An 11,318-nucleotide genomic window follows, 5' to 3' on the forward strand; every position below is an offset into this window, starting at 1 on the left:
CGTGTTCCGGCAGGATTCCACGGCGTGTGGATCGACGGCCGCTCATCTTCATCCGCGTGATCGGAGACGGGGCCACCACGTAGGGCATGCTGTGCATGCCACCAGCCACAGCAAGTAGGGCATGCTGTGCATGCCATCAGCCATCAGCAAGTAGGGCATGCTGTGCATGCCAACGGGTCGTCAGGCACAGCCTGACCTACGCCGCCTGAAACAGTCGCTGCGACCTCAACGCGATGGAGTGTCAATCGGCTGATTGAGCCCGATCGAGCGGGATCGTCGCAACAAGCACATTCGCGCGATAGTTTTCGATCTGCAGCACCGGACGTCCGTGCGGGTCCCAGACGTCGATGTTGAACGTTGCGTGTTTGTCGGTCGATTCGAGCGGGACAATCCGGGCCGTGACCTGCTCGCCGACCACGGGTGGCGCGAACATCCGCAATCGACGTATCGAATGCGGCAGTGCGATCGCCGTCCGATCAATCGTCCATTCATGAACTCCCGCCGAAAACACGCAGGTGTCGATCAGCACACAGGGCAACATGATGCGATCGCCGCTATCGGCCGAAAGAAACTCCGCCGGGTCGGCGATTCTGATTTTCGCCCACGACTGCTGCTGCGAATAATAAAACTGTTCCAGCTGGCGATAGATCGGGCCGTGATACACCGACAATTTGTGATCCAGGTAGTGGACCGGAATGTACGGGACATCGGGAAAGTCAACCGGTTCGTCCGCGCGATCATCGGGCTGGTCCGATCGGATGATGCAGTCGGCGTGGACACGTTCTTTGCGGAGCACCTGTCCTTTGCGGTTTTTAAAATCGCTGAGCAATGAACAACGGACTTGGTCACCGGTTCGCTCGGCGCGGACACGAATTTCCTGAGGCTGGTCGGTGAAAAACCGCATCGCTTCGGCAATGCGAAAGTTTTCGATCGTTGTCACTGCTCGGCCACCGGTCAGCAGACTCGCCGCTTCGGCACAGGCTTCCGCGGCGGCGACGAACGGCAAGATTGGTCGGCCTCGCAACAGGTGCTGGCTGAGAAAGTTGTCGTTGACCGGATCGACCACGTGCGAGGTCGTGATGCTGCCGCCAAGTTCATCATCCCCACACTGGACGCGGTCGATCATCGGGTAGGGGCTGAAGGAAGCGACGTACTGGTCGGTGTAGTAGCGTTTGTAGCGTTCCCAATCCGTGATCAAGACCTCCGCTTCGGGACAACCGCGTCGCAATTCGTCGATGAAGTGTCCAACGCCTTCTTCGACGGGCATGTACTTGGCGTCGACGAGCGTCTTGGCGAGTCGAGATTCGGGGCGCACGGCCATTCCGACTTCATCCCACGAGGGCCAATCAAAGGCGACCGCGTGAACCTCGGGACGCGTCTGGCGGAACCAGCTGACCAGTTTGCACAGCAGTTCGTTGGCCAAACAGTAATCGGTTTGCCCGACGCCACCGAAGCGACCCGAGATGGATGCAAACGCGGCAAAGAACTTCAAGTCGTCTTGCCGCGTCAATTCCATCAGCGAGATCGCGCCGTCGACTTTCGAAGCGATCGTCCGCTGGACCGAGGAGAGCTTCTTCTTGGTAAAGCTGGTCGCCTTTTCATAGCCCGCACCGTGCACGATGCCGTCGATTGAACCGTCCGTTCGACGGATCTGGTCTAACAATTGTGCCAGCGCGCGATGGTCGCTGACGTCACAGGCGTGGTAGGTGACGTCCAGTCCCGATTCGGCGAAGTCGCGCAGGTTTTCGTCGATCTCCAAGGCCTTTTCCACTCGCGACCAGGCATCGATCGGGACCTCCCCCGCTTCGAGCGCCTTGCGAACGACTTCCGCACGTAATTGCTTTCGCTGGTCGGGGTTTAGGTTTCGCCAACCGTCGTCGATTTCCGGTAAGGGACTCGAACCGATCAGGTGCAGCTTGACGCCGAAGTGCTGACCGATCGCTTTGGCGATCTTGGCGGTGACGCCTCGGGCGCCGCCGGTGATCACCCAGACCCGGCCGAAATCCGCCGTGGTCGTGGGCAGTTGGTTGACGGGCACAATCACGGGCGCGACGGCGTGACGTTTGCAGCCGCGATAAGCGATTTCCGCCGTCCGTCCGGCTGCCGCGGCGGATTCGTCGATCAATCGAGCCGCGACAAAACCCGGATCGGCATCGGCATCAAAATCGACGACACGGGCTCGAAACGAAGTCTGTGCGGCGAAACCCATTTCGATCAACAGACCCTTGATCAGCCCTGTCGCGAATCCGCCTTCGGGCGAGGTCACTCGGTCGTCAAATCCCAACAGCCCGCCCAGACGGACACCGCCGACGATCGTTCCCTCGCCGACTAGCTGGTTGTCGTTCAACAGCTTCAGCCAACGCTGGCAGATTTGATACGGAACCAACATGCCGCTCTGTCGGCGTTGTTGCCAATGCTCCGTCGAGACACCCTGGGCGGCGTGTTCATCCCATGCCGTCAGCAAGGTCAGGTTCGTCGGCACACCGCTCTGACAAAAGGTTTCCAGTTCGGACACGGCGGCGGTCACGTCGTCCAGCCGGCGCAGATGCAGACATCGCACGCCCGAACCTTGCAGCGTTTGGGCAAGTGTGTCGGCAGCGGCGTTGTCACCGAGCAACACGACGCCGCCGTGGAGTGCCGTCGCCGCCTCTGCCCGGGGAGCGGGCGGAACTTCGATACACCGCAATGCGAATCGATTGCAGACCTTGCCCGCATCATCGAGCGGTGATCGACCGTCGACACCGGTGGAACGTTGCGAAAATTCTTGCCAGGAGATCACTCGGTCGGTTGTCGACTCTGGTTTCTTCTCGGTATTCGGCTTCGCGGCAGTATGTCGAGGTTGTCGCCCGCCCGGCTGCAGTCCGATCAATTCCTGCAAGTCGAGTTCGAAAAACTGATTCGCGTCCGCCCCGGTTTCGTGATTGCCCGGCGTTGCCCAGGCCCGTGCGGAACGGACATCAAACAGAACGCTGACCTGGTTGTCGACTCGCCGGATGGTGTTCATGGTCGCAAAGCGGACTTCCCGACCACGGCCTTCGTCGTACTGATCCCTCAACCATCGCTGCAGCATCGCGGTCGATGGAACCTCGTCGCCTTTCTGCCGCCACAGTGATTCGAGTCGTTGTTGACGCAACAGGGAGTGCTTGGGTGTGTCGATGACGGGCGGTAGTAGTTGGGCATGATTGCTGACCAGCCGATGGTCATTCAGCCGCTCGGATCGGAACGTTCCGCAATCGTATTCGACGTAGGCCGGATCGCTCCCGCACGCGTCTGAAACGCACATCCCCCAGCCGCCGGTGGTACGCTCGCGACGCAGCATGTCGACGGCGTCGTCGACCGATTCGGCAGTTTCCAGAACGCGACGGATGACGATCGAGTGCAGCAGTCCGTCAAGCGTTTCGCTGCGGCGGGGCCGGTCCAACAACATCGAACCGGTGACGACGACTCCGGCCGCGTTGACGCCGTTGATCCCTAACACGTGGCCTGCGGCGGAGAACAGCACGTGCGGCAATCCACCGGTCGGTCGCCGGACTTGAACGCAGCGTCGCATCGAGTCGCGAAGAAATAGCCCCAGCGGCATGTCTTCATTGGCCGCGTGCAGCCACTGTGTCTCGCGTGGTTGTCCGTCCGATCGCGAGGTGGACGATGGTCGGCCGGCGAGGATTTGCGTGCAACCGGCGCCGATCTCCGGATAAGCGTATAGGTTGTGTTCCAGCAGCGCGTCGACGGGGACCCCCGCGCCGTCGGCCATCCCACGCATTTCCTCCGAGGCCGATTCGTCGACCAGTTTGTCCAACATCGATTTGGCGAGCGACAGATCCGGCAGCGTTCTGCCCAACTTGCCCGTTGCAATCTCTTTGTAGCGATCGAGCATGCGGCGTATCGCCACCGCCATGGCTTGACCGTGTGCGGCCCCCATCGCGTGAGGCGAACCCTCCAAGAACAAAAGCTGAAGCCCCGCTTCGGAATCTGGCGCCGGCGACGGAAGATCACTCTCGAAGCCCGGACGCTGGCGCGAACCGGCTGATGTTATTTGCTGATCAGCCGTTTGGCGCGAGCCTACGGGCCCGTCGGAATCTGGTACCGGCAACGGAAGATCACTCTCGGAGCCCGGACGCTCGCGCGAACCGGCTGATGTCATTCGCAGATCAGCCGTTTGGCGCGAGCCTACGGGCCCATCGGATTCTGACGCCGGCAACGGAAGCTCACCCTCGGAGCCCGGACGCCGCAACCGTGTTTCCATGCCGTCCGATCCGCCGACCGGGACACCGGCGGCCCGCAATGCGGCGTCCAGCCGGGTCAGGGACTCACCCGGGTGACGCTTTCTGTGGTCCGTCGCAATCGACAACGATTCGTCGCCGATGATCTGCCCGACAATCTGCTCGTGCAGCCGTGTCAGAACCGGGTTGGGGCCGATTTCCACCAGCACGTTCACGCCTTCGCCGGCCAGTCGCCGGATCTGGTCGGTGTACAGCACCGGCTGCACCAACTGGCGGACCAAGTTTTCGCGGATCGCGTCCGGTTCGGCGACGTAGCGGTTGTCGACACTACTCAACAACGGAGTCCGCGGCGGGGCGATTTCCAGTTGGTCGAGGATCTGTCGAAACGCCGGTTGAATCGGCGCCATCAACGGTGTGTGATAGGGACGCGGCACGCCGAGGATTTTGGCGTGGATCCCGGCTTCGGCCATCCGCGTTTTCAAGCTCTCGATCACGCCACGACTGCCGGCGATGACGGTTTGTCTGTCGCTGTTGCAGTTCGCGACGAAGGCTTCGCCCGGATAGGCGTTGCAGTGTTGACTCGCCTCATTGCGATCCAAGTCGACCGCGAGCATCGCGCCGTCGATTTGCGTGGACTCGGTGATCAACCGACAACGATGAAACGTCGCCAACGCCGCGGTTCGGAAATCCCACGCACCGGCTGCCACCAACGCCGGGAACTCTCCATAACTGTGTGCCGAAATGCGATCGGGCTTGATGCCCATCGCGTCGACCACTTCCATCAGGATCGAATCGGCGACCAGCAATGAAAGTTGTGTGCGCCAGACGTCAGTGCCCAGGCGATCCGCTTGATCGACGACCAGATCTCGATAGCTCGGGTAGTCCAAGGATTGCAGGATGGCATCGATGCGTGCGGCGGCCGCTGCGGCGACGGGATTTTCCTGGACCAGATCCGCCAGCATGGACGGGTACTGCGATCCTTGACCTGGAAACAAGAACGCCACCATCGGTCGCCGCGTTCGTTCGACACAGTAGATGCCCTGGCTTTCAAATAGGGCAGCGCGTTTGGGGTCGCAGTGGCGGGAAACAAACAGCCCCGCACGCTTGCGAAGTTCATCGTCAGATCGGTAGACGATCGCCAGCCCGTGCCGGAGAGTGCGGTTGGAAGCAATGCTGTTGGAAACCGTGCGGTGCCGTGCGGCGGCCGAATCGACGGACCCGCCCGCGGCAATCTGTTTGGCGTTGTCGATCAGTTCGGACAGCGAGTCGGCTTCAGCGATCCAGCTACGATAGCCGTGATCGGGATTGGACACAGAGCGAATCGTGTTGCCGCGACCGGATTGAGACGACGTGCTCGGGACGGGCTGTCCCCGCTCGATCACGACGTGACATGCCATGCCCCTGGCGTAGCAATTGAGTGCGGAAAAGACGCGGCCGGAGGGATCGACCAGCGGCAAGTCCTGGTTTGCATCAGGGAGTTCACACCACGCTTGGTGGGACAAGGCGTCGATCGGCTGATCGGCAGGCAGACCGACCGGCGATTGAAGATGCTTCAACGACAACGATGATTTGACCAACGCGATCATTCCCGCTGCGCTGCCGGCGTGACCGAGTTGTCCCGCCAGCGAGCGCAGATGCAGTGGTCGCTCGCGCTGCACGGCGTACGCCTCAGCGATCGCATGAAATTCGTCACGGTCTTCCTCGGCGATACCGCTGGCGGAAAGGTCGACGGCGGAGACTTGTTCGGGTGTGACCTCCGCTCCCGAAAGGGCGCGACCGATGGCCAGTCGCTGTGCGGTTTGTTGATCGTCGTGACGCGCGACACCGATCTCGCGGATCACCGACAGAATTTCGTCGCCGTCGGCTTTGGCGTCACTCAATTTCTTCAGCAACACGACCGCAACGCCTTCGGCCGGCGCCATGCCGTCGGAGTTTTGATCGAGCGATCGGACACGACCGGACGGACTCAGCCGCGATGCCAGGCGAAGACATTCGAACGCATGGGGGCCGAGGTCACGCTGCGCTCCGGCCGCGATCACCATCTTGCACCCGCCCCGCAACAGGAACCCGCGGGCCGCGTTGACCGCCATGATCGAAGAGTTGTCGCTGCTGTCGAGGGCGAACGCACCGCCCATCAGGTCATAGGTCTTGGTGATCCGCGACGCCAACGAGCTGTTGCTGAATCCACCGGTTTCGTCCAACAGGGCCGGCATCCGCTCCAACAGCACCTCGGCAAATCGCTGCGACGTCTCGGCGATCTGCGCCGGCGGAACGCCTTTGTTTCTCAGCACCGTCTCGATGACCTCGCGGAGCGCCGGCAACCGCAGCCCGACCAGCAGCTGAGAACTGGCCTCGCCGCCGACGAGATTGCCTACGATGACCGCGGTGTGCTCGTGGTCCAGCTTGGACTTGTATCCGGAGTCTTCGAGCGCTTGGGCAACCGTGTCCAGGATCATGAACTGAAGCGGGTCGGCGTTGGCGACCTGTTTCGGCGGAATGCGATGCCGTCGCCAATCGTATTGGTAATCTTGGATGAACCCGCCCACCCAACGCTTGGCTTCGTCCCCGTGGTCCAGACGGACATCCCAGCGATCGTCCGGCACGGGCACCTTGGGATCCTGCCGGGTCGACAGCAGATCCCAAAACTGAGCGATCGTTCGCGCACCGGGCGTCAGCAGCGCGGCGCCGACCACGGCGATCGACCGGTCGTCGGCGGACTGTTCGCCGGGCGATCGAAAACGCCTTGGCGTCGCGGTCGAGTGTTCTTCCAGAACGACGTGGACGTTCAATCCGCCAATGCCGAACGCGTTGACGCCTGCCCGCCGGGGGCTGCCCGGCGGAGGATCCGGCCAGGGGATCGCGGTCGTCGGCAATTGAAACGGCGCAGCCGCCCAATCCACTTTCGGGTTCGGCTGACGCAAATTGATCACCGGCGGAATCATTCGGTGCTGCATCGCCAAAACCGTTTTGATCAGCCCGGCCAGTCCCGCGGCCTCCAGCGTATGGCCGATGTTGGCTTTCACGCTGCCGATCGGGATCTTTTGATTCAGTTCGCCTTCGAAAGATTCGTTAAACGCCTCGGCCAAACTGTTGATTTCGGTCGAATCACCGACCGGCGTCGAGGTCGCGTGGGCTTCGACATACTGAACCGAGCTCGGTGCCACGTCGGCCGAATAGGCGCGGCGGACGGCGGCGATTTGTCCTTCACGCCGCGGCGCCCACAGACTTTTGCCTTTGCCGTCGGAGGAAACACCGATGCCACGGATCACCGCGCGAATGGGATCCTTGTCCGCCAAGGCACGTTCGAGCGTTTTGACCACCGCGACGACGTAGCCTTCCGCGGCGACCAGTCCGTCCGCGTCGGCATCAAACGGACGTGAACCGGTTCCGCTGACGGTCTGCGCTTGCGAAAACAAGATCAATGCGTCCAGCTTGCAATAAGACAGCCCGCCGATCACGGCCAAGTCGATGTCACCCATTTGTAACGCATGGGCGCCGGCGGCCAGCGCGACCAGCGAAGAACTGCACGCCGCGTTGATCGACAAACAAGGACCGTCCAGCCCGAACGCTTTGGAGATCAGCCGCGACGCTTCGGAACTTTCCAAAAACGGGCCGCCGCCGGGACGTCGCTCGGGCAAACCCCGACGCACCCGATGAGCCATTTCCTCGACCAAGGCGGTTTGCTCGTGGGCGGACATTTGTGAAACGTAATCCGTTTGCCGAAGACAATCCATCGCCTGGGCGGCCATCACGCCGAGTGTCAATTCGCCGATCAAGTTGGAACCGCGTTGATGGCCGACGTACACGCCGCCACGTGTCGACCCGGTAGCGTGCGGATCGAGGCCGGCGTCACGAATCGCCTGACCGGCGACCTGACACAAATCCAAATGCGAATGGTCCGCGTTGTCGATGTCGTGGTCTGAAAGACGAAACGGCTCGATTGGCGTCGTGCGGTTGCCGACGATGCCGCCGATTTTGGAGTACGTCTTGCCGAAGCGTCCGATTTCAGGGTCGTAGTAGCGTCGTTGATCCAACCGCTCGGGAGGCAGTTCTGCGATCGCGCTGCGGCCTTCGATCATCAGCGACCAGTATTCATCCAAGTCGTCCGCGCCGGGCAAACGACAGGCCATGCCGATCACGGCAAGCGGCGTGTCAGAGTCTTGATGGTGATGGACGTTCATGGTTCGGCTCCGCAGCGACTGGCACGCGGCGACAGGCATGCAGCGATGCGTGTGCGACTACACGTGTGCGGCGGCTCCCCCGTCAACGGTGATGGTTGTCGCTTGAATCAAATCGCTGATCGGGCTGGCCAAAAACGCGACAGCATTGGCGACGTCGGAGGCCTCCAGCTGTCGCTTTCCCATCATGGTCTTGGCCGTTCGGGCGGCAAACATTTTTTCCGCCCCCGGGATGCGACGCGTCGAATCCGTTTCGACGAGCCCCGATTTAACCACGTTGACGTTGATGCGACGATCCCCCAGTTCCAACGCCAAGTGTCGCGTGATGCTTTCCAACGCCGCTTTCGATCCCCCGATCAAGCCGTACATGGGAAGCGCCATGTGGGATCCGTGACTGGAAATCGCGATGACTTTGCCGCGGTCCTGCGCCCTTTCCAACAGCGGCACGGCTGCTTTGACCAAGTGGATCAGGGCGAGCACGTTGGTGTTCATCGCCGCGGCGAAGTGTTTGGGGTTGGAGTCCAGCAAGTGGCGGAATCCGCCGGTCGCCGCGTTGCTGACCAAGATATCCAGTTGTCCGATTTCTTGCTCGATGAATTCAAACATCGATTGAACATCGTCTTCTTCGCTGACGTCGGCGCGAACGATCCAGCATCGGCGGCCCAGCGATTGAACCTCTTTGGCGGTCGCCAACGCCTCGTTCTGCGACGTGACGTAATTGACGATCACGTCGCACCCCGCCTCGGCCAACTTGATCGCCACCGAGCGACCGATCCCACGCGAGCTTCCGGTGACCAATGCGACTTTTTCTGTAAGATCAATCATGGTGTATGGCATTTTGCCGGGAAGACGGTGTTTTGTAGGCCCGGAGGGCCGGTAGAGTGTGTGCCGGTGGCGTCACGGCTTGTTGATTTAATCAGCCGTTTGGCGCGAGCCTACGGGCGCCGGTGAGTAATTGAAATGATGAATGCCCGTACGCTTGCGCGCTCGCGGCTAATCCCACCTGCGATCGGATTAATTCAACAAGCCGGTCAGCCACCGGGGATGTACGCTGCGCTTGTCGCCTGGCACGTGCAATCGCGATGATGGCGTCGTCAATAACGTCGACGTGCACGTCCGCCATGCGTTGGGCTTCATAATGAACCCGACATCCGTCAGCGTCGACATCGACGATCTGCAAACAACCCGGCCGAAACGATTCGCCTTCGTTGCAGGCCTTAAACGCCGCCTCTTTCGCAGCCCATCCCGCGGCGATCGGCCAGCGATAATCTTGCAACAGGCGGCGCTCCGAGGTCGAGAACCAGGTCCGCGCAAAGCTGTCGGGCAGTTCAGTCCGATCGACCGCATCGACACCAATCCCAGGGGCATCGCGTCGATCCACTGACAGGCGACGCTGACCTGCGACGGCAACGGTGATCGACGCACAGTGGGCGAGCGACAGATCAATCGGTTGTTGAATCCCATTTCGAAAGACGGTGGGGCGGCAGCCTCGGCGCTTCGACACGCGTGAAGCAATCTGCCACTCGAGCAGCGAGTCGGCCGTCTCGGAAAACATCTGGCACAGAAGTTGTTTCGCGCACCATCGTCCACTGATCCAGTCACGACGCCGACTCGGCGCTCGAAAACAGTCCCGTTCCTCCAGCTCGGTTGGCGAAAGCCACGACTGCAGCACCGACGGCCACGGTGATGCGGACCCGCGTTGATGCAGCCGCATGCTCACTGTCTTCCAAAATTCATCGCCTCGACTGCTCATGCCTCAATTCCTACTTGGGCGGCGATGTAGTCGAAGACTTCTTGCAAGCTCGGGAAATCGTCCAGCGTCAGGTTTTCATCCGGCGTGATCTCAAAGTGCTGTCCCAGTTCACCGAACAGCTGCGCCTTCTTGATCGAATCGATCCCCAGGTCTGCTTCCATGTCGGCATCCATCTCGACGAACTCCGGAGGGTAGCCGGTCTGTTCGACGATGAAATTGATCAAGTAATCCTGCAAGTCCGTCTTCGTCCAATCGTGTTGCCCGGTCGACGTCGAGGGTGCCCGCAGGCTTGCGTCAGACAGCTGATCGTCGCTTGGCATTTGCCGGTTCGCGGCCGCGTCCGATTCCCCCGATCGATCTCGATCCAACGGCATGGGGCTCTTGCCGGACAAGACCGATTGCCACTGGGCGATCGGAACGCTTTCGGATTGGACTTCTTTCAGATCTTCGGCCAGAGCATCAATCGTTCTGCGAATTTGTTCCTCGCTGTGCCGTGCGGTGATCATGAAACGCAACCGCGCCGCGTCGTTTTCCACCGCCGGATAGACGATCGGTTGGATATCGATGCCGCGGCTGAGCAAACGACGTGAGAGCAGCAGCGCGGTGTGCGAGTTTCCGACCATGATCGGAACGACCGGTGTGTCGCCCGCCGGGCCGGTATCCAACCCACGCTGCCTGGCCAGTTCGAGCAACAGCCGGGCGTTGCGTTGCAGTTTGGCAACCCGCTGGGGTTGTTGCTGCAGCAGACGCAGCGCCGCCAAGGCCGCTCCGGCGCTGCCCGGTGAGAGAGCGACCGTGTAGATGAACCCGGGCGTGCTGAACTTGAGGTACTCGACCAGCTCGCGACTGCCGGCGACGAATCCTCCCCCACTGCCGAGCGCCTTGCTGAGCGTTCCGACCCACAAGTCGATCTCGTTCGGATCAAGATCGAAGAACTCGGGGCTGCCGCGACCCGTCGTACCCATCGTGCCGATGGCGTGGGCGTCATCGACCAACAGAAACGCGTCGTGCCGCCGCTTGATCTCCAGAAACTACGGCAAGTCCGGATGATCGCCGTCCATGCTGTAGGCGCCCTCGATTGCAAACAATGTGCGCCGATACTTGTGCCGAATTTGTTGCAATTGACGATCCAGCGCCCCGCTGTCGTTGTGCGGAAAACTCAGCCGC

Annotated in this window: 4 protein-coding genes; all 4 read right to left on the bottom strand. The window is 61.3% G+C overall.

Annotated features, from left to right (window positions below):
• Window positions 1-241: 241 nt before the first annotated feature.
• On the bottom strand, window positions 242-8,401 hold the full coding sequence (locus ABX749_RS08200; RefSeq protein ID WP_372895550.1) for a C45 family autoproteolytic acyltransferase/hydolase: 8,160 nt from the start codon (window positions 8,399-8,401) through the stop codon (window positions 242-244).
• A 57-nt stretch (window positions 8,402-8,458) separates the two neighbouring features.
• Window positions 8,459-9,223: an SDR family oxidoreductase gene (locus ABX749_RS08205; protein WP_145215507.1), complete on the bottom strand. Its 765-nt coding sequence runs from the start codon at window positions 9,221-9,223 to the stop codon at window positions 8,459-8,461.
• 91 nt (window positions 9,224-9,314) lie between these two features.
• Window positions 9,315-9,779 (bottom strand): 4'-phosphopantetheinyl transferase superfamily protein, encoded by a 465-nt coding sequence (locus ABX749_RS08210; protein ID WP_372895551.1) that lies wholly within the window; start codon window positions 9,777-9,779, stop codon window positions 9,315-9,317.
• A gap of 368 nt (window positions 9,780-10,147) precedes the next feature.
• Window positions 10,148-11,179: an aminotransferase class I/II-fold pyridoxal phosphate-dependent enzyme gene (locus tag ABX749_RS08215; RefSeq protein ID WP_372895552.1), complete on the bottom strand. Its 1,032-nt coding sequence runs from the start codon at window positions 11,177-11,179 to the stop codon at window positions 10,148-10,150.
• Window positions 11,180-11,318 lie beyond the last annotated feature (139 nt).

The organism is Stieleria sp. (genome assembly GCF_041595215.1).
Lineage (GTDB): Bacteria > Planctomycetota > Planctomycetia > Pirellulales > Pirellulaceae > Stieleria > Stieleria magnilauensis.